At 65.4% G+C, this 21,412-nt stretch carries 21 protein-coding genes; 12 read left to right on the forward strand and 9 right to left on the reverse strand.

What is annotated here, in order from left to right; all coding sequences use genetic code 11:
* The 6 genes from IF803_RS36675 to IF803_RS36700 form a co-directional block, all read left to right on the forward strand.
* On the forward strand, positions 1-726 hold a 726-nt coding region (locus IF803_RS36675; RefSeq protein WP_461195567.1), incomplete at its 5' end, for an aconitase family protein.
* A 3-nt stretch (positions 727-729) separates the two neighbouring features.
* The gene (leuD, locus tag IF803_RS36680; protein ID WP_461195568.1) at positions 730-1,380 is read left to right on the forward strand and encodes a 3-isopropylmalate dehydratase small subunit; all 651 of its coding nucleotides are present in this window, start codon (positions 730-732) and stop codon (positions 1,378-1,380) included.
* On the forward strand, positions 1,377-2,510 hold the full coding sequence (gene leuB, locus IF803_RS36685) for a 3-isopropylmalate dehydrogenase (RefSeq protein WP_461195569.1): 1,134 nt from the start codon (positions 1,377-1,379) through the stop codon (positions 2,508-2,510). The genes leuD and leuB overlap by 4 nt, the downstream gene beginning before the upstream one ends.
* Positions 2,510-3,571: an ABC transporter substrate-binding protein gene (locus IF803_RS36690; RefSeq protein WP_461195570.1), complete on the forward strand. Its 1,062-nt coding sequence runs from the start codon at positions 2,510-2,512 to the stop codon at positions 3,569-3,571. The genes leuB and IF803_RS36690 overlap by 1 nt, the downstream gene beginning before the upstream one ends.
* Positions 3,568-4,401 carry an ABC transporter ATP-binding protein gene (locus IF803_RS36695; protein WP_461195571.1) on the forward strand — a complete coding sequence of 278 codons (834 nt, stop codon included), beginning with the start codon at positions 3,568-3,570 and terminating at the stop codon, positions 4,399-4,401. The genes IF803_RS36690 and IF803_RS36695 overlap by 4 nt, the downstream gene beginning before the upstream one ends.
* Positions 4,398-5,270: an ABC transporter permease gene (locus tag IF803_RS36700; RefSeq protein ID WP_028338519.1), complete on the forward strand. Its 873-nt coding sequence runs from the start codon at positions 4,398-4,400 to the stop codon at positions 5,268-5,270. Before IF803_RS36695 ends, IF803_RS36700 begins: the two co-directional genes overlap by 4 nt.
* Before the next feature lie 48 nt (positions 5,271-5,318).
* Here the strand turns inward: IF803_RS36700 and IF803_RS36705 are convergent, their stop codons facing one another.
* Positions 5,319-5,495, reverse strand: coding sequence for a hypothetical protein (locus IF803_RS36705; protein WP_212060518.1), 177 nt, complete (start codon positions 5,493-5,495; stop codon positions 5,319-5,321).
* A 216-nt stretch (positions 5,496-5,711) separates the two neighbouring features.
* Between IF803_RS36705 and IF803_RS36710 the strand changes: the two genes are divergently transcribed.
* Both IF803_RS36710 and IF803_RS36715 read left to right on the forward strand, forming a co-directional pair.
* The gene (locus IF803_RS36710) at positions 5,712-5,969 is read left to right on the forward strand and encodes a hypothetical protein (protein ID WP_461195572.1); all 258 of its coding nucleotides are present in this window, start codon (positions 5,712-5,714) and stop codon (positions 5,967-5,969) included.
* 94 nt (positions 5,970-6,063) lie between these two features.
* A complete protein-coding gene (locus tag IF803_RS36715) occupies positions 6,064-7,569 on the forward strand; it encodes a CYTH and CHAD domain-containing protein (RefSeq protein WP_461195573.1) in 1,506 nt (501 codons plus the stop codon).
* Positions 7,570-7,598: 29 nt separating this feature from the next.
* On the opposite strand, the gene IF803_RS36720 is transcribed toward IF803_RS36715, so the two are convergent.
* The 7 genes from IF803_RS36720 to IF803_RS36750 form a co-directional block, all read right to left on the reverse strand.
* Complete coding sequence (locus IF803_RS36720; protein WP_461195574.1) at positions 7,599-7,772, reverse strand: hypothetical protein; 174 nt, start codon at positions 7,770-7,772, stop codon at positions 7,599-7,601.
* 92 nt (positions 7,773-7,864) lie between these two features.
* The gene (garD, locus tag IF803_RS36725) at positions 7,865-9,406 is read right to left on the reverse strand and encodes a galactarate dehydratase (RefSeq protein WP_461195575.1); all 1,542 of its coding nucleotides are present in this window, start codon (positions 9,404-9,406) and stop codon (positions 7,865-7,867) included.
* A 186-nt stretch (positions 9,407-9,592) separates the two neighbouring features.
* Positions 9,593-11,041 (reverse strand): aldehyde dehydrogenase family protein, encoded by a 1,449-nt coding sequence (locus tag IF803_RS36730; RefSeq protein ID WP_461195576.1) that lies wholly within the window; start codon positions 11,039-11,041, stop codon positions 9,593-9,595.
* A gap of 17 nt (positions 11,042-11,058) precedes the next feature.
* Positions 11,059-12,414 (reverse strand): glucarate dehydratase, encoded by a 1,356-nt coding sequence (gene gudD / locus IF803_RS36735; protein ID WP_461195577.1) that lies wholly within the window; start codon positions 12,412-12,414, stop codon positions 11,059-11,061.
* Positions 12,415-12,445: 31 nt separating this feature from the next.
* Positions 12,446-13,387 (reverse strand): 5-dehydro-4-deoxyglucarate dehydratase, encoded by a 942-nt coding sequence (gene kdgD, locus IF803_RS36740; RefSeq protein WP_461195578.1) that lies wholly within the window; start codon positions 13,385-13,387, stop codon positions 12,446-12,448.
* A gap of 126 nt (positions 13,388-13,513) precedes the next feature.
* On the reverse strand, positions 13,514-14,419 hold the full coding sequence (locus tag IF803_RS36745; RefSeq protein WP_461195596.1) for a LysR family transcriptional regulator: 906 nt from the start codon (positions 14,417-14,419) through the stop codon (positions 13,514-13,516).
* A 298-nt stretch (positions 14,420-14,717) separates the two neighbouring features.
* Entirely contained in the window at positions 14,718-16,055 is a 1,338-nt protein-coding gene (locus IF803_RS36750; protein WP_461195579.1) for an MFS transporter, read from the reverse strand.
* A gap of 369 nt (positions 16,056-16,424) precedes the next feature.
* On the opposite strand from IF803_RS36750, the gene IF803_RS36755 reads away from it, so the two are divergent.
* Positions 16,425-17,456 (forward strand): alpha/beta fold hydrolase, encoded by a 1,032-nt coding sequence (locus IF803_RS36755; RefSeq protein WP_461195597.1) that lies wholly within the window; start codon positions 16,425-16,427, stop codon positions 17,454-17,456.
* 14 nt (positions 17,457-17,470) lie between these two features.
* Entirely contained in the window at positions 17,471-18,421 is a 951-nt protein-coding gene (locus IF803_RS36760; RefSeq protein ID WP_461195580.1) for a fatty acid desaturase, read from the forward strand.
* Positions 18,422-18,424: 3 nt separating this feature from the next.
* Here the strand turns inward: IF803_RS36760 and IF803_RS36765 are convergent, their stop codons facing one another.
* The gene (locus IF803_RS36765) at positions 18,425-19,036 is read right to left on the reverse strand and encodes a TetR/AcrR family transcriptional regulator (protein WP_461195581.1); all 612 of its coding nucleotides are present in this window, start codon (positions 19,034-19,036) and stop codon (positions 18,425-18,427) included.
* 181 nt (positions 19,037-19,217) lie between these two features.
* On the opposite strand from IF803_RS36765, the gene IF803_RS36770 reads away from it, so the two are divergent.
* The gene (locus IF803_RS36770; RefSeq protein WP_461195582.1) at positions 19,218-20,243 is read left to right on the forward strand and encodes a histone deacetylase family protein; all 1,026 of its coding nucleotides are present in this window, start codon (positions 19,218-19,220) and stop codon (positions 20,241-20,243) included.
* 237 nt (positions 20,244-20,480) lie between these two features.
* Positions 20,481-21,410 carry a Gfo/Idh/MocA family protein gene (locus IF803_RS36775; RefSeq protein ID WP_461195583.1) on the forward strand — a complete coding sequence of 310 codons (930 nt, stop codon included), beginning with the start codon at positions 20,481-20,483 and terminating at the stop codon, positions 21,408-21,410.
* Positions 21,411-21,412 lie beyond the last annotated feature (2 nt).

The following is a 21,412-nucleotide window of genomic DNA, read 5'->3' on the forward strand; positions in this document are numbered from 1 at the left end:
GGTGCCAAGATGGGCATGGTGGCGCCGGACGAAAAGACGTTCGAATACCTGCGCGGGCGTCCCTATGCGCCGCAAGGCGAGATGTGGGATCTCGCGGTGAAAGCGTGGCGCGAACTGCCGAGCGATCCCGACGCGGTGTTCGACCGCGAGGTCGTGATCGATGTCGAAAAGATCATTCCGCAAGTGACCTGGGGCATCAGCCCCGAGCACGTCGTCGGCGTCGACGGCGTGATTCCCGATCCGAAGGCGGTCGACGATCCCTTGCGGCGCGCCGCGATCGAGACCGCGCTGGAGTATATGGGCCTGCAGGGCGGGGCGCCGATCGCGGGCACGCCGGTCGATTGGGTGTTCATCGGGTCCTGCACCAATAGCCGGATCAGCGACCTGCGCGCCGCGGCCGAGGTCGCCCGCGGTCGCAAGGTCGCGGCCGGAGTCCGCGCCTGGGTGGTGCCCGGCTCGGAGAACGTCAAGCGCGAGGCGGTCGCCGAAGGGCTCGACAAGATCTTCATCGACGCCGGCTTCGAGTGGCGCGAGCCGGGCTGCTCGATGTGCCTTGCCGCCAATGGCGAGGTGGTGGCGCCCGGGCAGCGCTCGGTCTCGACCTCGAACCGCAATTTCGTCGGCCGGCAAGGTCCGCGTGCGCGGACACATCTGGCGAGCCCCGCGAGTGCCGCGGCATCCGCCATTGCCGGTGCGATCGCCGATGTCAGGATGATGGGACGCTAGAGCATGCCAAAACCGTTCGACAAGCTCACCGCAACCGCCGCGCCGATCATGCGCGGCAATATCGATACCGATGTCATCATCCGCATCGAGCGCCTGGTCGGCAACTCGATCCGCGGCACGCTCGGCAAATGGGCGTTCGGCTCGCTGCGCTATCTGCCCGACGGCTCGGAGAATCCGGAATTCATCCTGAACCGCGAGCCGTACCGGGATGCGGAGATCTTGGTGACCGGGCCGAATTTCGGCTGCGGCTCCTCGCGTGAGGGCGCGGTGTGGTCGCTGCAGGAGCGCGGCATCCGCGCCATCATCGGGTCCGGCTTCGGCGACATCTTCTTCGCCAACTGCTTCCAGAACGGAATCCTTCCCGTCATCGTCGACAAGGTGGTGGTCGATCAGCTTGCCGCCGACATCGAGGCGACGCAAGGCGCGGGCAAGGTCTCGATCGACCTCGAGGCCCAGACCATCGTCTCGCCGTCGGGCGCGCGGCATTCCTTCGAGATCGATCCGCGGCGGCGCGAGGGGCTGCTGAAGGGCCTCGACGAGGTGGCGCTGACGCTGCGGCGCGACGACGAGATCCTCGCTTTCCAGGCTTCCGACCGCGCGGCGCGGCCATGGATTCATTCGACTAGGACACCCGCTTCAAGGACATCCGCATGAGCACGCAATCCAACATGGTCAAGGTCGCCGTCGTCGGCGGCGAGGGCATCGGCCCCGAGGTCACCGCGCAGTCGCGCCGCGTGCTCGACTGGTTCGCGGCGAAACGTAACGCGCCGATGACGCTGCGCGAGGCGCAATACGGCCTGATCCCGTATCTGGCGACCGGCAAGGTGCTGCCCGAGGATACCGCCGAGGCGATGGACGAGGCTGACGCTATCCTGTGGGGTGCGACCGGCGGGCCGGAGACCACCGAAGTGCCGGCCGCGGCACGCAAGGCCGGCAGTCTGCTGGGCCTGCGCAGCAAATACGATCTCTACGCCAACTTAAGGCCGATCGTGGCGAGCCCGGCACTGTCGGCCTCCGCGCCGCTCAAGCCCGAGGTGCTCGACGGCGTCGACTTCGTCATCATCCGCGAACTGACCAGCGGCATCTATTTCGGCGAGCCGCGCGGCATCGAGACGCTGCCCGACGGCCAGCGCCGCGGCTTCAACACCGAGCAATACACCACGAACCAGATCCGCCGCGTCGCGCGCTCGGCCTTCGAGCTGGCGCGGACCCGGCGCAACAAGGTCTGCTCGGTCGACAAGGCCAATGTGCTCGAGACCAGCGTGGTCTGGCGCGAGGAGATGATCAAGCTGCACAAGGAGGAGTTCTCCGATGTCGAGCTGACCCATCTCTATGTCGACAACGCCGCGATGCAGATCGTGCGCGAGCCGCGGCAGTTCGACGTGATGGTGACCGGCAACATCTTCGGCGACATCCTGTCGGACTGCGCGGCGATGGCTTCGGGCTCGCTCGGCATGCTGCCGTCGGCCTCGCTCGGCCCGGTCGATCGCTTCGGCCGGCGCAAGGCGCTCTATGAGCCGGTACATGGCAGCGCGCCCGATATCGCGGGCAAGGGCATCGCCAATCCGCTCGGCTCGATCCTCAGCGTCGCGATGCTGCTGCGCCTGACGCTGAACCGGCCTGAGGATGCCGACCTGCTCGAGAAGGCGGTGCAGGCCGCGCTCGCCTCCGGCGCGCGCACGGCCGATATCGCCGAGGCCGGGGCGAAAAAGCTGTCGACCGTGCAGATGGGCGATGCGGTGCTCGGCGCGCTCGACAAGATCTCGGCGAAGGAGCACGCGTGATGGCGCGCCTCGCCATGCCCCACATTTCGAGGCGATCGGCGCTGACGGTCATCGCCGCCGGCGGCGCCGCGCTGGCGGGTGGCCGTGCATGGGCGCAGGCGGCCGCGGGCCGCGCGATCTATCCGGTCGCGGTGCCGGTGTATCAGACGCAGTTCGTCGCCGACCGTATCGGCTACTTCAAGGAGGCCGGGCTCGACTGCAAGCTGGTGCAGGGCGGCAGCGGCGTGAAGACCCGCGAGGTCATCGCCTCGTCGCAGGGCGATATCGGCATCGGCGACGTCACCCATCCGATGCAGCTGACCAACCACGGCCGTGCCGCGCGCGTGCTGTTGCCGGTCGACACGCGATCGAACTCGGTGATGTTCATTATCCGCAAGGATCTGAAGGACCAGGGCATCAACTCGCTGGAGGCCTTCACGCAATGGAAGCGGCCCGACGGCCGCAAGCCGATCGTCTCGGTTTCCTCGCTCGGCGGCACCAACCATGTCTGGTCGTCATACTACATGGAAACCATGGGGCTTGACGACAAGGTGACCTGGATCGGCACCGGCAATGTCGACACCATGCTGGGATCGCTGAAGTCGAAGCAGGTCGACATTCTCGTCAGTTCGCTGTCGCTGTTAAACGAGGCACAGCAGCAGGGCTGGGGCGAATTGCTGTTCGACGGTACCGATGAGGCGATCTGGAACAAGCATATCGGCGGCAAGGTGCCGGTGACCGCGCATTTCACACTGCAAGCCACCATCGACAAGGACCCGGCCAAGATGCAGGCCTACGTCACCGCGCTGTGGCGGGCGTCGCAATGGATCAAGACCCACAAGCCGACCGAGGTCTACGACGCCATCGAGCCCTATGTCGGCAGCACCTCGCGCGAGGCCAATCTGCTGGAAATCACGTCGATCCAGAAGGTCGCGGATTATGAGGGCTCGATCGACGCCGCGAGCTTCGCGCGCGGCGAGAAGGTCTGGTTCCGCGAGATGACCGGCATCAAGCCGCTCAAGATCGCCGACGTGGTCAATTCCAACCTGATCGAAGCGGCGCGAAGGGCCTATCCGGGTTGAGCGCGCTCGAGACAAGCGCAACCGTGTCGCCGCGCGCCTCGGCCGATCGTCGCGTCGAGGTCAAGGGTTTGAGCAAGTCGTTCCAGCTTGCCAGGACCACGATCGAGGCGGTCCGCGACGTCACCTTCGACGTCCGCCGCGGCGAGTTCGTCGCGCTGCTCGGGCCGTCGGGCTCCGGCAAGAGCACGGTGCTCAACATGATCGCCTCGCTGATCCGCCCGACCGGCGGCGAGATCCTGATCGACGGCAAGCGCGTGGTCTCCGGCAAGGCGACGCCCAATGTCGGCTATGTCTTCCAGCGCGACACGCTGTTTCCATGGCGGACGGTCGGCGACAATATCGGCTACGGGCTAGAACTATCAGGCGTGCCGGCTCACGAACGGAAGGAGCGCATCGCGGAATGCGTCGCGCAAGCGGGCCTGAAGGGGTTCGAGAACGCCTATCCGTCGGCGCTGTCGGGCGGCATGCGGCAGCGCGCGGCGTTGATGCGGACGCTGATCGTCGAGCCGCAGATTCTCCTGATGGACGAGCCGTTCGGCGCGCTCGACACCCACACCAAGATCGACATGCACGAGGTGCTGCTTCGAATCTGGGAGCGCGAGCAGCAGACCGTGCTGTTCGTGACCCACGACCTCGGCGAAGCTCTGACATTGGCCGACCGCATCATCCTGTTCTCGGCGCGGCCGGGCCGCATCAAGGACATGTTCGAGGTCGACTTCGAGCGCCCGCGCGATGCGGTGAAGGTGCGCGAGACCCCGCATTATGCCGAGTTGTTCCAGCACATCTGGCATTCGCTCGGCGAGGAATTCGTCAAGGGCCGCAGCGCATGAAGAGGTACGGCACGCTCGGCACGGTCGGCTGGCAGGTCCTGATCTGCGCCGTTGTCTTGTCGGTCTGGCAATGGGGCTACGACCTCCGCACCAGACTGCCTTGGCTGGTGCCCGACCTGCTCGATCCCTACTTCATCTCGAAGCCGTCGATGATCTTCGACAACTTCCTGATCCAGAGCTGTCTGACCTCGAAGCTCGGCGTCTTCAACAGCTGGTTCAACGGCGACTTCGGAAAGTGTCTGGCGCGCAACGAGAACAATCTCTGGGCCGCGACCGCCATCACCCTGAAGAATACCTTCTTCGGCTTCGTCACCGGCGTGGTCAGCGGCTTCGTCGCCGGGCTGATCCTGGGACGATCCGACCGGCTGAGCGCGATCTTTCAGCCCTTCATCACCGCGGTGAATTCGATCCCGCGGATCGCGCTGGCGCCGATCATCGTGCTGGCATTCGGGATCGGCGACATGTCGAAGATCGTGACGTCCTGGATCGTCGTCGTGTTCCTGGTGTTCTTCAACACTTTCGAGGGCGCGCGCTCGATCGACGAGGGCTTCACCAATGCCGCGCGGCTGCTCGGCGCCAGCGAATGGCAGATCACCCGGACGGTGGTGATCCCCTCGACGATGGCCTGGGTGTTCGCCTCGCTGACGCCTGCGATCTCCTTCGCACTGATCGGCGTGATCGTCGGCGAGTTCATCGGCGCCGAGCGCGGCATCGGCCGCCTCATCATCGAATCGGAGGCGCGCGGCGAGGCCTCGGGCATGATGGTTGCTGTCGTGGTGCTGATGCTGGTCGGCGTGGTGCTGTCGGCGATCATCTGGCGGCTGCAGGCCTATCTGTTGCGCTGGCAGCGGCAGCGCAGCGCCGAGTAGGCCGCGGGCCGTGGCGACGTCGCATTTGCCGCCACGGCCGGGCTGGATCTAGGCTGCATTTTCCGATGGCGAAGTCTCGCCGTCGAGCCAATCCTGTTCCTTTGCCAGCGCGCGCCAGGCCGCTTCCATTCGCTTGAAGCGCTTGTGGGTCGGCTCGTCGTCGGCACGCTCGGCCAGCTGCGCGCAGTTCTCAGCATTGTCGAGGAAGTGCTGTGACTGTTTCATGGAACGTCCTCCTGTTAGTTAAGGACGTGGGACATCAATTCAGGCTATTCAACGCGTGGAACACGGGTATTTCGCCACACAGATGAATGCCTGTTCAGCGAGTTCCCCCGCGCGATGTTTCGCAACTGTGCGTGAGCAACTGCAGCACAGTCGATACAGGAACGGTGTGTCGCACTCGACGTTCCTCCACATCGCAACTGGAGGAGGAGAGACGGCATGAGGACGTATCTGTTGGCTGCGGCCATGGTGACCGCGATCGCATCGCCTGTGTTCGCCGATGATATCGGTGTCCGCGCAGGTCCCGCCGGCGCGGGTGTAACGGTTGGTCGGGCACCCGAGTATCGCGACCGCGATCGTGATCGCACCACCGTGATCAGGGAGCGTGAGCCGCGCCGTGACCGGACCACGGTCATAAAGAAGCGGGACGAATTCGGCAATCGCAGCAAAACCGTCATCCACAACGACGACGATTGACGCCAACTTCAGGCGATCTTGTGTGAGCATGAACGTCCGTCGCTGACCTCGTCACGGCGGACGTTTGCTTGGTGCCGCAGGCCACGGAGCGACGATGGCGGCCGAGACGGAGCTCAAATTCCGCGTTCCTGCGCGCAAGCTCAAGGGACTGAAGAAACCGCGGATCGCCGGCAGCAAAAGCGGCGCACCATCCGAGAGCGATCTCGTCTCGACCTATTTCGACACCGCGAAGCACAAGCTGAAGCGGCATGGACTGACATTGCGCGTGCGGCGGGATGGCGGCAGCTATGTTCAGACGATCAAGTCCGGCGCGGGTCCACAGTTTGAACGGGGCGAATGGGAGACCGACCTTGCGGATGGACACCTCGACCTCGACAAGGCCGAAGGTACACCGCTCGAAAAGCTCGCGTCCGACAGACTGCGTCAGAAGCTGAAGCCGATGTTCGCGACGTCAGTCCGGCGTATTACCGTGCCGCTGCGGACGAAACGCAGCGCGATCGAGCTCGCGATCGACCGCGGCTACACCACGGCCGGGCATCGTTCGCGCCGAATCGACGAGGTCGAACTCGAACTCAAGAGCGGCCGCCCGCTCGACCTGTTCCGGGTCGCCAGGGCGCTGGAGCGGAAGGCGGCGGCGGAGCTCGATCTGCGCTCGAAAGCCGAACATGGCTATGAACTTGCCGATGGCGAGGAGCATGTCGTCGTCTCCGCCGGGGCCATCGTGCTCGACGCCGGGCTTACCGCCGGCGCGGCGTTTCGGGTGATCGCGCGCGCCGCGCTTCGTCACTTCTCGTCGAATGCCGACGCCGTCCGCGAGGGCGAGGCGGAAGGCATTCACCAGATGCGGGTCGGGTTGCGGCGGCTGCGCGCCGCGATCTCGCTGTTCTCGAAGATCCTCCTCGTAGCCCCGACGGAAGACATCAAGACGCAGCTGAAGTGGCTCACCAACGCGCTCGCACCGGCGCGCGAGCTTGATGTATTCGTCAAGGAAGATATCGAGCCTGCATCGCATGACGCGCTGCTGCGGCGAGGCGGCAAAGCGATCCGGCAGGATTTCTCCGACCGCCGCGACCGCGCATTTGCCGGCGCTCGGCAGGCGGTCAATTCGCGGCGCTATCGGTCCATGCTGATCGACACGTTGCAATGGATCGAGGCAAAGAGGACCATATCCGCGGAGGACGAGGGCGGTCCGATCGAGAAATTCGCCGCCGCGCTGCTGCATCGCCGCGTCAGGAAGCTGCGCAAGGATGGCCGGCGTCTCGACGAGCTGTCGGCCCAGGAGCGGCACAAGGTGCGCATCAAGGCCAAGACGCTCAGATACGCGATCGATTTCTTCGAAAGCCTGTTTTCGCGCAAGGGTGAGCACAGGCAACTCGCGCGGCTCTCCAGGCACCTGAAGCGGGTCCAGGATGCGCTCGGCTCGCTCAACGATTTTGTCGCGCACCGCAAGCTGGCGATCGATGCGGCGCTGAAGGCCCCGCATCGGAAGGAGCGCGCCAGCGCTTTCGCTTCGGGGGTTGTGCTTGGCCGCGAGGAACAGGCGGTCAAGCCGCTGATCAAGGTCGCCGCCAGGGAAGTGCGAGGACTCGAGAAATTTTGACAAGCGTGTGGCGGCGAACCCCCGGACATCTATGCCGCTGGTGATGCCCCCGATTGCCTCTCCCGCTCGGCGGCTGCGATCTGGCTGCGACATTCCTCCGCGTAGGCACGCAGGCGCTCGGCCGTCAACGAGTCCATGCCGGTGCGTGCCAGCCGCTCGGCGCGGTCGGCCTGATCTCTGAGATCATTGGTTGTCCGGGTCATGTGTGCCTCCATGCCCAGACAATTTGAATCGAATTGCGACGTTCCCCGGCCGATCAGGACGTGGCTAACGGGCGGTTAAGGAGCCGCGATGCTCAGGTCACCGGCGCCGGGTTGAACAGCGTCAGATCGTTGTGGATGCCCCAGCGGTCCGACCACGGCTTGGTGCGCCCGCTCGCGACGTCAAGGATCAGGCGGAATAGGTCCCAGCCGGTTTCCTCGATTGTCTTCTCGCCGGTGGCGATGCAGCCGGCGTCGAAATCGATCAGGTCCTTCCAGCGTCGTGCCAGCTCGCTGCGGGTCGCGACCTTGATGACGGGCGCGGCGGCCAGGCCATACGGCGTGCCGCGGCCGGTGGTGAACACCTGCAAAGTCATGCCGGAGGCGAGCTGCAGCGTGCCGCAGATGAAGTCGCTGGCGGGAGTCGCGGCAAACAGCATGCCCTTCTGCCGCGCCTTCTCGCCCGGCGACAGCACGCCCGCGATCGGGCCGGAGCCGGACTTGACGATCGAGCCGAGCGACTTCTCGACGATGTTGGCGAGACCGCCCTTCTTGTTGCCGGGCGTCGTGTTGGCGCTGCGGTCGGCGCCGCCGCGGGCAAGATAAGCGTCATACCAGGCCATCTCGCGGATCAGCGCGCGACCGACATCTTCGTTGACGGCGCGGCGGGTCAGCAGCTGGATCGCGTCGCGTACCTCGGTCACTTCCGAGAACATCACGGTCGCGCCTGATCGAACCAGCAGGTCGGCGGCAAAGCCCACCGCGGGGTTCGCGGTCACGCCGGAGAACGCGTCGCTGCCGCCGCATTGCAGGCCGATCACAAGGTCAGCGGCCGGGCAGGTCTCGCGCTTGCGGGTGTTGAGCACCTTCAGCCGGGCCTCGGCCTGGGTCATGATGGCGTCGACGATGGCGCCGAAGCCATCGAAGGCCTCGTCCTGCATCCGCACGATGGCATCGCCGACGCCCTCCGGCACCAGCCGTTCCGGCGCGAGTTTCTCGCAGCCGAGGCCGACGACGAGGATCTCGCCGCCGAAATTCGGATTGAGCGCGAGATTCTGCAGGGTGCGGATCGGCACCACGGCGTCGGGCGCCGTGATCGCGACGCCGCAGCCATAGGCGTGGGTCAGCGGCACGACGTCGTCGACATTAGGATATTTCGGCAAGAGCTCGGCGCGGATGCGCTTGACCGCGTATTCCATCGTGCCCTTGACGCATTGCACGGAGGAGGAGATGCCGAGGATATTCTTGGTGCCGACCGAGCCGTCGGGATTGCGATAGCCCTCGAAGGTGAAGCCTTCGAGCGGCGGCAGCGCCGGCGGCACCGCGGTCGCGATCTCGAGCTGATCGAGCGGCGGGGCCTCAGGCATGCGGATGCGTGCCTCGTCGACCCATTCGCCGGCCAGGATCGGCGACAGCGCCGTGCCGATCACCTCGCCGTAGCGGATAATGGGTGCGCCCTCGGCGATGTCTACCAGCGCGGTCTTGTGGCCCTGCGGCACGAAGGCGCGCAGCGTCAGGCCCGAGGCGAAGCGGGAGCCGGCCGGCAGCCCGAAATCATTCACGACGATCGCGACATTGTCGCGCTCGTTGAGCTTGATGTAGCGGGGCTGCTCCTGCGCGCCGATCGACTGGTCCATCGTGGACTCCTCCTGACGTTGCTTCACCTCTCCCGCTTGCGGGGGAGGTCGGATCGCATCGAATAATGCGATCCGGGTGGGGGCTCTCTCCACAGTATGACTCGTGGAGAGAGCTCGCACCCCGACCCTCCCCGCAAGCGGGAGAGGGGGCGCAGCGACGGTGCCGCGCGATCTCATCTCACGAGGTCAACCCGGGAACGTGTAAGCCGTCTTCACCGTGGTGTAGAACTCGCGGGCATAGGCGCCTTGTTCGCGTGCGCCGTAGCTCGAGCCTTTGCGGCCGCCGAACGGGACATGGTAGTCGACGCCGGCGGTCGGCAGGTTGACCATCACCATGCCGGCCTCGCTGTTGCGCTTGTAGTGCGAGGCGTATTTCAGGCTTGACGTGCAGATGCCCGAGGCGAGGCCGAACTCGGTGTCGTTGGAGATCGCCAGCGCCTCTTCATAATCCTTGGCGCGGATCACGCAGGCCACCGGGCCGAAGATCTCCTCGCGCGCGATGCGCATCTGGTTGGTCGCCTCGGTGAACAGCGCCGGCTGCAGATAGAAGCCGGGCGTCTCGCGGTTCAACAGCTCGCCGCCCCAGTGCAAGCGGGCGCCTTCATCCTGGCCGATCTTGATGTAGCGCAGGTCCTGGTCGAGCTGGCTCTGGTCGACGACCGGGCCGACATGCACGCCGCTCTTCAGCGCGTCATCCACGGAGAGCCCCTTCATGCGCTCGGTCATCGCGGCGACGAAGCGGTCGTGAATCCCTGAGGTGACGATCAGGCGCGAGGACGCCGTGCAGCGCTGGCCGGTCGAGAAATAGGCGCCGTTGACCGCGACCTCGACCGCGACCTTCACGTCGGCGTCGTCGAGCACGACCAGCGGGTTCTTGCCGCCCATCTCGAGCTGGAACTTTTTCATCGGATTGGAGAGCACGCAGGCCTGCGCGATCTTGCGGCCGGTCTGAACCGAGCCGGTAAAGGAGATCGCGGCGACATCGGGATGGTCCAGCAGGGTCTGGCCGACCACCGAGCCCGAGCCGACCACGAGGTTGAAGACACCCGCCGGAATGCCGGAACGCGCGATGATCTCGGACAGCGCATGGGCGGAGCCCGGCACCAGCTCTGCCGGCTTGAACACGACCGTGTTGCCGTAGCAGAGCGCCGGCGCGATCTTCCACGCCGGGATCGCGATCGGGAAATTCCACGGCGTGATCATGCCGACGACGCCGACCGGCTCGCGGGTGATCTCGACGTCGAGACCGGGACGAACCGATGCGCCTTTCTCGCCCAACAGCCGCAGCGCTTCGCCGGCGAAGAACGCAAAGATCTGTCCGGCGCGCGCCACCTCGCCGATGCCTTCCGGCAGCGTCTTGCCCTCCTCGCGGGCGAGCAGGCGGCCGAGCTCTTCCTTGCGGGCGAGGATTTCGACCGAGATCTTGGTCAGCGCGTCGAAGCGCTCCTGCGGGGTCGAGCGCGCCCAGGCCGGGAAGGCGGCCTTCGCGGCGGCGATCGCCTTTTCGGTCTGCGCCTTGTCGGCCTTGGCGTATTCGCCGACGACATCGCCGGTGTTGGAGGGGTTGATGTCCCGCGTGATGCCTGTTCCGTCGACCCATTCGCCGGCGATGAAGTTCTTCTGGTGAGCGGTCATGTTTCCACCTTTCTTGTTTAGCGCACGAGGCAGGGACGCTTGTCGTCGAAGGTCCACCCGGGGATCAGGAACTGCATGGCCAGCGCGTCGTCGCGGGCGCCGAGACCATGCTGCTTGTATAGCGCGTTCGCGGCCTCGATGGCACCGCGATCGAGCTCGATGCCGAGGCCCGGCCGATCCGGGATTGCGATCTTGCCGCCCTTGATCTGCAGCGGCTGGCGCGTCAACGCCTGGCCGTCCTGCCAGATCCAGTGGGTGTCGATCGCGGTCACCTTGCCGGGCGCGGCGGCGCCGACATGGGTGAACATCGCCAGCGAAATATCGAAATGGTTGTTGGAGTGCGAGCCCCAGGTCAGGCCGTTGTCGCGGCAGGTCTGCGCCACCCGCACCGAGCCCTGCATGGTCCAGAAATGCGGATCGGCGAGCGGAATGTCGACCGCGCCAAGCCGCAATGCGTGCGAGAGCTGGCGCCAATCGGTCGCGATCATGTTGGTTGCAGTCGGCAGCCCGGTGGCGCGGCGGAATTCGGCCATGATCTCGCGGCCGGAGAAGCCGGCCTCGGCGCCGCAGGGGTCCTCGGCATAGGCGAGCACACCATGCATGTTGCTGCACAGCCGGATCGCCTCGTCGAGCGACCAGGCGCCGTTCGGGTCGAGCGTGACGCGCGCCTTCGGAAAGCGTTTTGCGATGGCGGTGACCGCCTCGATCTCCTCTTCGCCCCTGAGCACGCCGCCTTTGAGCTTGAAATCGGCAAAGCCGTAATGCGCCTGCGTCGCTTCGGCGAGGCGCACGATCGCCTCCGGCGTCATCGCGACCTGGTGGCGCAGATCGAACCAGTCGGGCTTGCCGATCTCGCCCTCGACATAGGGAAGGCTGGTCTTCTTGCGATCGCCGACAAAGAAGAGATAGCCGAGCGTCTCGACGCTTGCGCGCTGCTGGCCTTCGCCGAGCAGCGCAGCGACCGGGAGATTGAGATGCTGGCCGAGCAAATCGAGCAGCGCGGATTCCACCGCGGTGACTGCATGGATGGTGACGCGGAGATCGAAGGTCTGCTTGCCGCGGCCGCCGGCGTCGCGGTCGGCGAAGGCCTGGCGCATCGAGGCCAGGATGTTGTTGCAGGCGCCGACGGTCTGGCCGACGACGAGGTCGCGGGCGTCCTCGAGCGTCTTCGTGATCTTCTCGCCGCCCGGCACCTCGCCGACGCCGGTGTGGCCGGAGTTGTCGGTGAGGATGACGAGGTTGCGGGTGAAGAACGGCGCATGCGCGCCGCTCAGATTGAGGAGCATGCCGTCGCGGCCGGCGACCGGGATCACCTCCATCGCCGTGACAACAGGTGCGCCGGCAAAGCCGGTGCGGATCGTGTCCTGGATCATCTGCTCCTCCCTTCGTTGTTGGCCGTTCGGCTTATTCTGCCGCCTGCTGCGCGGCGGCCTGCGGCAGCTTGGCCACCAGTGCGGCGAGCTCGGCGGTCTCCTGCGCGGTGAGATCGGTGAGCGGCGGCCGCACCGGGCCGGAATCGCGGCCGATCACCTTCATGCCGGCCTTGATGATCGACACCGCATAACCCTTCTTGCGGTTGCGTATCGCGATCAGCGGCAAGATGAAATCCTTCAACCCTGCATGGATGGTCTGATGATCGCGCCGGCGCACCGCGGCGTAGAACTTGGTGGCGAATTCCGGCACGAAGTTGAACACCGCCGACGAATAGGTGGTCACGCCCATGTCGAGATAGGGCAGGGCAAAGGTCTCCGCGGTCGGCAGGCCGCCGATATAGGTCAGGCGATCGCCGAGCCGGGTGTGGACGCGGGTCATCAGCTCGATGTCGCCGATGCCGTCCTTGTAGCCGACGAGGTTCGGGCAGCGCTCGCAGAGGCGCGCCAACGTATCGGGCTGCAGGATCGCATTGTCGCGGTTGTAGACGATGACGCCGATTCTGACCGACGCGCACACCGCCTCGACATGCGCGGCGAGGCCGTCCTGCTCGGCATGCGTGAGATAGGGCGGCAGCAAGAGCAGACCGTCGGCGCCGGCCTTCTCGGCGCCAACAGCGATCTCGCGCGCGATCGCGGTGCCGTAGCCGGTGCCGGCCAGCACGGGAACACGGCCCTTGGTCTCGTCGACCGCGATCTTCACGACGTGGGGAACTTCGCTCGGCGTCAGCGAGAAGAACTCGCCGGTGCCGCCGGCGGCGAACAGGCCGGCAACGTCATAGCCGCACAGCCAGTCCATGTTGGCGCGATAGGTCGCCTCGTCGAACGAATAGTCCGCGTTGAACGGGGTCACGGGAAACGACAGGAGGCCGCCACCGATTCTAGCGGCCATCTCCTGAGGGGTCATCTTGCTCATGGCGCCACTCCTTGAATGTTTCTGGGAACGGGATGCGCGAGCAGCGCGCGTCCATGGCGGAATTTCTAGGGAATGCTTCGATGCGCGTCCAAGCCAAACGCGGCATCGAGCGATGCACAATCTGCATCAATCGCCGCGCAGATGCGGCGCTGCGATTTCGGTTGCGATCTCGATCAATGAAGGCAGCAACTGGTTCTCGTGATCGCGCCGCCACACCATGAACAGCTCGACCGGCACGGGTGATCGCAGCTTCAGCGGCTTCAGCTTGACCTCCGCGATCTTCAGGCTGGCAGCCGCTTCCGGCACGATCGCAACGCCGAGCCCGGCGCGCACCATGGCGAGGATCGAATGGATCTGGCTGAGATGCTGGACAAAGCGCGGCAGCACGTCGGCGCGCGTGAACATCGACACCAGCAGATCGTGGAAGTAGCGCGCCTCATAGGGCGAATACATCACGAAGGGCTGGTCGTCGAAATCCTTGATGCTGACGGTCTCGGCCGCGGCCAGCGGATGCTTCTTCGGGATCGCGGCGAGCAACGGTTCGGCCACGACGCGCCGGCTGGCGAATTCAGGCCGCGCGATCGGCGGGCGCAGCAGGCCGGCATCGATCTGCCCAGTGGTGAGCGCCTCGAACTGATCGCCGGAGACCATCTCCTTCAGCGAAAAATCGACCTCGGGCAGGCGCGAGCGGCAGGCCGCGATCAGGTCGGGCAGGAAGCCGTAGGCGGCCGCCGCGGTGAAGCCGATCTTGAGCGAGCCGGTCTTGCCGAGCGCGATGCGGCGGGCGACCTGCGAGGCGGATTCCGCGAGCTTGAGGATGCGCCGCGCCTCGGGCAGGAAGCTGCGTCCCGCCGGCGTCAGCCGCACCGAGCGGCTGGTGCGTTCCAGCAGCGGCGCGTCGATGATGTGCTCGAGCACCTGGATCTGCCGGCTCAGCGGCGGCTGGGTCATGTTGAGCCGCGCCGCGGCGCGGCCGAAGTGCAATTCCTCGGCCACCGTGACAAAGCAGCGGAGCTGGCTCAGGTCGAACATCGATGCTAACCCGGAATGGATCGAACGGGGATTTGTGCGTTCTAGCATCGATGCCTCCCACTGGCCAAGAAGACAAAAAGCAGACAAACAATCAGACAAAGACGGCGGCCGAAGCCGCCGTTTCAGTTCCGAAATCTCAGACCCTCATGGTGAGGAGCGCGGAACGCGCGTCTCGAACCATGAGGCCCCACCTGTGGCCTACATCCTTCGAGACGCCCGCTGCGCGGGCTCCTCCAGCGACAAAGGCGAAGCCTTTGCGCGGGGATGAGGTGATATGACGGAGCAAAGCGCATCGCCTTCAGGCCGCCTTCAGCTGCACCCGCTTGATCTCGCCGACGATGAACAGATAGGCAATCGCCGCGACCAGCGCGTTGGCACCGACGAACACCAGCGCGCCGTTGAACGAGCCGGTGGCGGCCAGGATGTAGCCGATGATGATCGGCGTCGTGATCGAGGACAAATTGCCGAAGGTGTTGAACAGACCGCCGGAAACGCCGCCGGCTTCCTTCGGCGAAGTGTCCGAGACGACCGCCCAGCCGAGCGCGCCGATGCCCTTGCCGAAGAAGGCGAGCGCCATGAAGCCGACCACCAGTGCCTGGCCGTCGACATAGTTGCAGGCGATAATCGACATCGACAGCAGCATGCCGCCGACGATCGGGATCTTGCGCGCCATGGTCAGCGAGCCGGTGCGGCGCAGGATATAGTCGGAGATCACGCCGCCGAGCACGCCGCCGATGAAGCCGCACAGCGCCGGCAAGGTCGCGACGAAGCCGGCCTGCAGGATCGACAGCCCGCGCTCCTTGACCAGATAGACCGGGAACCAGGTCAGGAAGAAGTAGGTCAGGGTGTTGATGCAGTACTGGCCGATATAGACGCCGAGCATCATCCGGTTGGCGAGCAGTTGGCGGATGTGGTCCCAGCGCGGGCCGCTGTCATTGGCCTTGCCGTCCTTCGTCGCATCCATGTCGACCAGCGCGCCGCCCTGCTTGATGTAGTCGAACTCGGCCTCGTTGATCGCGGGGTGCTCCTTCGGCTCGTAGATGGTCTTGATCCAGGCAATGCCCATGACGATGCCGAGCGCACCCATCACGTAGAACACATGGCGCCAGCCATACTCATGGGCGATCCAGCCCATCAGCGGCGCGAAGATCACGGTGGCGAAATATTGCCCCGAATTGAAAAAGGCCGAGGCAGTGCCGCGTTCATTGCCGGGGAACCAGGAGGCGACGATGCGGGCATTGGCCGGGAATGACGGCGCCTCGGCGATGCCGACCAGAAAGCGCAGCCCGAACAGCAGGACCAGGGCCGCGCCCGCGGAGAGGAACCCGACCAGGCCCTGCATCGCGGTGAAGATCGACCAGACGATGATGCTGATCGCATAGACCCATTTGGAGCCGAAGCGGTCGAGCAGCCAGCCGCACGGCACCTGGGCGACCACATAGGACCAGCCGAACGCCGAGAACACGTAGCCCATCGCGACGGGATCGAGATGCAGTTCCTTGGAAAGCGCGGGGCCGGCGATCGAGAGCGTGGCGCGATCGGCATAGTTCACGGTGGTGACGAGAAACAGCATCGTCACGATCAAGAGCCGGACGCGGGATCGCCGCGTGTCTGCGGCGGACACAATTGCGCTCATTAGCGCCTCCTCGAAAATTTCCTCGGGGTCTGTCCTAGAGAGATGACGACAATGGGTCCAAGCCGAAACGGGTATTGATCCATACCGATTTTGAATGGATCGGCCCGGTGCGATGCCACCGTTGCGCGCGGCATGACGGAGACAATGCGCACCGCTCCATCCACGTCATTGCGAGCGAAGCGAAGCAATCCAGCCTGCCGCAAGCGGAGATATGGATTGCTTCGTCGCTATCGCTCCTCGCAATGACGACAATGCAAGTGCGTCACATCCTCGCACGATGACGCCTTGCCAAGATCGACAAATTAATGTACGTTTAGTACAGTTATTAAGGGCGCAGCGTTGCGCCCGGCTGCTCGAGGTCGAATGCTGATGACCACGCCGCGCGACTATGAGGTGTTCGAGGCAGGTGATGTGACGCTGCAGGGCGGTGCCGTGTTTCCGCAACTGAGGCTCGCCTACAAGACCTATGGCACGCCGGACGCGGCGCGGGACAACGTCATCCTCTATCCGACGTCGTTTGCCGCACAGCACGCCGACATCGAATGGCTGGTGCAGCCGGGCGGCGCGCTCGATCCCGGGCGCTACTTCATCGTCATCGCGAATCTGTTCGGCAATGGCCTGTCGTCCTCGCCGTCGAATTCGGCCGAGGTGCTCGGCGGCGCGCCGTTTCCTGCCTTCACCTATCATGACGCGGTCGCGATCCAGCGGCGGCTGCTGGTCGAGCGGTTCGGCGTGACCAGGCTCGCGCTGGTCTATGGCTGGTCGATGGGCGGCATGCAGGCCTATCACTGGGCCGCGCGGTATCCCGACATGGTCGAGCGCGCAGCCGTGGTTTGCGGCAGCGCGCGGTGCTCGCCGTATAATCATGTGTTCCTCGAAGGTGTGAAGGCCGCGCTGACCGCCGACCCGGCCTATCGGGACGGCCGCTTCGTCACTAAGCCGACGATGGGCCTGCGCGCGATGGGGCGCGTCTATGCCGGCTGGGCGATGTCGCATGAATTTTATCGCGAGGAAGTCTGGCGCGAGGCCGGCTTTAACTCGTTGGAAGACTATCTCGCGGGATCCTGGGACGGTGCCTTCGCGCGGCGCGATGCGAATGATCTGCTGGCGCAGATCGCGATCTGGCAGGCCGGCGATATCAGCCGTTGCGATCAATTCGGCGGCGACTTCGACCGGGCGCTGGCCGCGATCAAGGCGCATATCCTGCTGATGCCGGGTCGTACCGATCGCTATTTCGACCCGCGCGACAACGAGGCTGAACTCGGCCGCCTGGTCAACGCGCGCTCGGCCGCGCTGCACGCGATTCCGTCGATCCACGGGCACCGGGCCGGCAATCCCGCCAACAACGCCGAAGACCGCGCCTTCATCAACGCCGAAATCTCGGCGCTGCTGCAACGCTGACAGGTGAGACGACCATGAGCACCGCCGAGACCAGTGACGCCGGACCCCGCCTGAAGCCGCTCAGCCCGCTGACCTTGCGCGATTTGTCGACTAGGTCGAACCTTGCCGGCGCGGTCCGCGCGGCGAGCCATTACGGGATGATCGTCAGCGTCGGTGCGCTGATCTTCCTGGTCTCGTCGCGCCATGGCCTGCCATGGGCGCTGCCGCTGATTGCCGTGCAAGGCTACTTCGTCGCGTTCCTGTTCATGGTGGTACATGAGACCGCGCACAAGACGGCGTTCCGCAGTCCAGCGCTCAATCTTGTCGTCGGCAATCTGTCCGCCTTCATGATCGGACTGCCCTACCAGTACTACTGCCTGTTTCACTGGGATCATCACCGCTACACGCAGGATCCGGAGAAAGACCCGGAGCTGATCGTCGGCCCCAAGCCTGCGTCGGACACCCAGCTGGCGATCGCCTATTCGGGACTGCTGCAGGTGTTGGTTCGCATCCGCCTGATGTTTTGGCATGCATTCACCGGAAAGGTGGTTGTGCCGTGGATTCCGGAGCACAAGCGCGCCTCGATCGTGCTGGAGGCGAGGCTCTATCTCGCGGGCTATCTGCTGTTGCTCGCGGCATCGTTCGCGCTGCACAGTGCGATCCTGCTCTGGGTGTGGATCGTGCCGCTCCTCGCCGGTCAGCTTATCCTGCGCCCCTATCTCTATGCCGAGCACACCGGTTGCGAGCGGACGCGGAGCGCGTTCGAGAACACGCGCACAACGATGACCGGCAGGATCATGAAATGGTTCGCCTGGAACATGCCCTACCATGTCGAGCACCACGCCTATCCCACGGTGCCGTTCCATGCACTGCCGAAGCTGAACGCCATCGTCGATGGCCACATCGTGTATCGCGGCAGCAGTTACCGGGCCGTCACGCGCGAGACCTGGGCCTGGTTCCGCCGTCAGCGCCAACGCTCTGCTTGATAGTCAAGCGTCCGCGCGTGGCCGTAGCACCAGATTGACGAGGTTGCGGGCGTAGGCCGGCGTCAACGGCCTGATGCCGAAGACGTAGCGGTAGAACAGGCTGCCGTAGATCGCGTCATAGATATCGCCGGGGACGCCCGGCGCGCCGATGCTGCCGTCCTTCTGGCCGGCGGCGATGATCTCCAGCATCTTGCTGCGGCGCAGGCCGAGGTAACGCTCGTAGAACAGCTCCGCCGTGCCGGTCTTCGAGATGCATTCCGAGATCACGGCGAGCTGCACCCGGCCGAACTCGCCCTGCAACGCCTCGACATAGGTCGCAACGTGGCGGCGGATGCGGGCCACCGGATTGCCGGCCTCAGGCAGCGGCACGGCCCGCGAGGCCTGGTCGAGGAAGGCATCGATCAGCAAGGCTTCGCGCGACGGCCACCATTTGTAGATCGTCATCTTCGAGACGTTGGAATGTCTGGCGATCGCGTCGATGGTGGTCGCGGCGAGGCCGGTCGTCGCCATCAGCTGATAGGCGCCTTCCAGGATCGCGGCCGTGGTCGCGGCGGAGCGCGGCCGCCCGCGCCGCCCCGTTGCCGCTTCCTCTGTCTCCGTCTTGCCGCTGGCCATGGCCGGACTTCGCGTCCTGCGTCTTTCAATCATTGCGCTACATGCGGGCATAGCATGAAATCGCGCTCGGTTTCAGATCGTCGCCGTCACTGATAGTGTACAACGCGCAAGCCAAAGCTTGCGTGCGGCACATTGCCCTCGCTCTGTCCAGCTCAGCCGCCGATCGAACAGGAGTGTCCCCGTGAAGGCCGTCTACAGTGATCTGCACCGCAGCCATGATCCGCAATTCTTCCTGGTCCGCGGTGTGGTCCAGCGTACCACCGAACAGCCCGAGCGCGCCGACCGCCTGCTGGCTGGCCTGAAGGCCGGCAAGCACACGCTGATCGAGCCGACCAGGTTCGGGCAGGGGCCGCGGGCGCGCGTGCACAGTCCGGAATATCTGAGCTTTCTCGCGGACGCGTGGGACGAATGGTCGGCGCTCGGCAATGCCGGACCGGAGATGATCGCGAACATCCACCCGGTGCGCAATGCCGGCACGTACCCCGCTCATATCGTCGGCAAGCTCGGCTGGCACACGATGGACACCGCGGCCCCGATCGGTCCCGGCACCTGGGCCGGCGCCTGCGCCTCGAGCGACGTCGCGGTCACCGCCGCGCAGATGGTGCTCGACGGCGAGGATGCCGTCTACGCGCTGTGCCGCCCGCCCGGCCATCACGCCTATCGCGACCTCGCCGGCGGCTTCTGCTTCCTCAACAACAGCGCGATTGCGGCCGAGCATCTGCGCCAGAAGCATGAGCGCGTCGCGATCCTCGACGTCGACGTGCATCACGGCAACGGCACGCAGGGCATCTTCTATGAGCGGCCGGATGTCTTCACCGTCTCGATCCACGCCGATCCGTCGTTCTTCTATCCCTTCGTCTGGGGCTATGCGCATGAGCGCGGCGCCGGAGGCGGCCTCGGCACCAATCTCAACATTCCCCTCGCCAAGGGCACCGGTGACGACGACTACATGAAGGCGCTTGCAGCGGCGGAGAAGGCGATCCGCGCCTTCGCCCCGACCGCGCTCGTGGTCGCGCTCGGTCTCGACGCCTCCGAGAAGGACCCGCTTGCCGGCCTCGCCGTCACCACCGACGGCTTCCGCCGCATCGGCGAGGGGCTGGCCCGATTCGGGTTGCCGACGGTGCTGGTGCAGGAGGGCGGCTATCTCTCCGACATCCTCGGCGCCAATCTGACGGCGGTGCTCGGCGGGTTTGAGGCCGCACGCTAGCGCGGTTTCGGGCGAAGCGGTGACCGGTCCGCGCGAATAAAGCCCGTCAAAACGGGAATCTGGAGCGTCGGCCTTGATGGATCAAAGCCGATGCCCCGGCCGCGAGGCGCGCAACAGAGCGTCGTGGACTTGCGTGTCCGCAACCAAAATCACATCATGCCGTTGGTATTCGGCGCTGGCCTATGATTCTGCCTGGCGGCTTCAGCCGGCCAAGTGGACCGCAACGCGAGGACGGCCATGAGTGACCTGCTTCGCATCGCCATCGTCGGTTATGGCGAGATCGCGTGCCGGCAGCACGTGCCTGCGATCGCGAAGACGTCAGGCGTGGCTCTCGTTGCGGTGGCCGATCCCGTCAAGACCCCGCCCGGCCTGCCGCATTTCCGCGATTTGCAGGAGTTGTTGCGCGACGGGCCGGAGATCGACGCGGTCGCGCTGTGTACGCCACCGCAGCTGCGCCATGCGCAGGCCGCCGCCGCGCTCGCGTCGGGCAAGCATGTGCTGCTGGAGAAGCCGCCGGGCACGACGTTGAGCGAACTCACGCCGCTGATCGCGGCCGCGCAGGAGGCGGGCCGGACATTGTTTACCGCATGGCATTCACGCTATGCGGCTGCGGTCGGCCCGGCGCGGCAATTGCTCGCGAGACGCACCATCAACAAGGTGACCATCATCTGGAAGGAAGACGTGCGCGTCTGGCACCCGGGCCAGACCTGGATCTTCGAGGCGGGTGGCTTCGGCGTGTTCGATCCCGGCATCAACGCGCTGTCGATCCTGACCGAGATCCTGACGGGTGCGGTCTTCATCAGGAGCGCGGCGTTGGACTTTCCCTCCAATCGGGAGGCGCCGATTGCGGCAGAGATCGAACTCTCCGACGAGAGCGGCTTGCGGATTCACGCCGAATTCGATTTCCGCCAGACCGGATCGCCGAGCTGGGACATCCTGTGCGAGACCGATGCCGGGCCTGTGACGCTGTCGAAAGGTGGAAGGCAGCTGCGCGATGGCAGCAGGCTGGTGGTCGACGCGCCAGATGAGGAATATCCCGCGCTGTACCGCCGCTTCGTCGCGCTGACCTCGGAAGGAAAATCCGATGTCGACCTCGCGCCCTTGCGGCTTGTTGCCGATAGCTTCATGCTGGGGCGACGGCGCCTCGTCGAGGCGTTCGAGGACTGACA

The sequence above is a fragment of the Bradyrhizobium sp. UFLA06-06 genome, from assembly GCF_054820065.1.

Bases quoted from the DNA above. Each gene is read 5' to 3' on its own strand.
- IF803_RS36705 (WP_212060518.1), bottom strand. From the start codon at position 5,495: ATGAAACAGTCACAGCACTTCCTCGACAATGCTGAGAACTGCGCGCAG.
- leuD (WP_461195568.1), top strand. From the start codon at position 730: ATGCCAAAACCGTTCGACAAGCTCACCGCAACCGCCGCGCCGATCATG.
- IF803_RS36690 (WP_461195570.1), top strand. From the start codon at position 2,510: ATGGCGCGCCTCGCCATGCCCCACATTTCGAGGCGATCGGCGCTGACG.
- IF803_RS36775 (WP_461195583.1), top strand. From the start codon at position 20,481: ATGAGTGACCTGCTTCGCATCGCCATCGTCGGTTATGGCGAGATCGCG.
- IF803_RS36750 (WP_461195579.1), bottom strand. From the start codon at position 16,055: ATGAGCGCAATTGTGTCCGCCGCAGACACGCGGCGATCCCGCGTCCGG.
- IF803_RS36720 (WP_461195574.1), bottom strand. From the start codon at position 7,772: ATGACCCGGACAACCAATGATCTCAGAGATCAGGCCGACCGCGCCGAG.
- IF803_RS36765 (WP_461195581.1), bottom strand. From the start codon at position 19,036: ATGGCCAGCGGCAAGACGGAGACAGAGGAAGCGGCAACGGGGCGGCGC.
- IF803_RS36730 (WP_461195576.1), bottom strand. From the start codon at position 11,041: ATGACCGCTCACCAGAAGAACTTCATCGCCGGCGAATGGGTCGACGGA.
- IF803_RS36715 (WP_461195573.1), top strand. From the start codon at position 6,064: ATGGCGGCCGAGACGGAGCTCAAATTCCGCGTTCCTGCGCGCAAGCTC.
- IF803_RS36755 (WP_461195597.1), top strand. From the start codon at position 16,425: ATGACCACGCCGCGCGACTATGAGGTGTTCGAGGCAGGTGATGTGACG.
- IF803_RS36710 (WP_461195572.1), top strand. From the start codon at position 5,712: ATGAGGACGTATCTGTTGGCTGCGGCCATGGTGACCGCGATCGCATCG.
- IF803_RS36760 (WP_461195580.1), top strand. From the start codon at position 17,471: ATGAGCACCGCCGAGACCAGTGACGCCGGACCCCGCCTGAAGCCGCTC.
- IF803_RS36700 (WP_028338519.1), top strand. From the start codon at position 4,398: ATGAAGAGGTACGGCACGCTCGGCACGGTCGGCTGGCAGGTCCTGATC.
- gudD (WP_461195577.1), bottom strand. From the start codon at position 12,414: ATGATCCAGGACACGATCCGCACCGGCTTTGCCGGCGCACCTGTTGTC.
- garD (WP_461195575.1), bottom strand. From the start codon at position 9,406: ATGGACCAGTCGATCGGCGCGCAGGAGCAGCCCCGCTACATCAAGCTC.
- leuB (WP_461195569.1), top strand. From the start codon at position 1,377: ATGAGCACGCAATCCAACATGGTCAAGGTCGCCGTCGTCGGCGGCGAG.
- IF803_RS36745 (WP_461195596.1), bottom strand. From the start codon at position 14,419: ATGTTCGACCTGAGCCAGCTCCGCTGCTTTGTCACGGTGGCCGAGGAA.
- kdgD (WP_461195578.1), bottom strand. From the start codon at position 13,387: ATGAGCAAGATGACCCCTCAGGAGATGGCCGCTAGAATCGGTGGCGGC.